The sequence below is a fragment of the Streptococcus sp. CCH5-D3 genome (genome assembly GCF_001556435.1).
Lineage (GTDB): Bacteria > Bacillota > Bacilli > Lactobacillales > Streptococcaceae > Streptococcus.
Genome location: NZ_LSIW01000070.1, coordinates 1 through 225, shown reverse-complemented (window position 1 = coordinate 225; position 225 = coordinate 1). Strand labels below are relative to the sequence as shown.

General features: G+C 43.1%; 1 protein-coding gene. It reads left to right on the top strand.

The window, feature by feature from the left end:
* A partial coding sequence (locus AX662_RS04760; RefSeq protein ID WP_156430691.1) for a GBS Bsp-like repeat-containing protein occupies positions 1-225 on the top strand: 225 nt, incomplete at both ends.

Sequence of the window (225 nt, the reverse complement as noted above, 5' to 3'; positions counted from 1 at the left end):
GCTTTGATGTAGTCGTTACCAATGTTTCAGGTGGTGGCAAAGAAGTTAAAGAAGTCCGTGTTCCAATCTGGTCAGATAAGAATGGCCAAGACGACCTTACATGGTACCATGCTGATAAACAGTCAGATGGAAGTTACAAGGTTCATGTAGATAAAGCCAGCCACAAGGGCGATGCTGGTACCTATTCTGTGCATCTTTACTACATGTTGGATGGTAAACGAACTT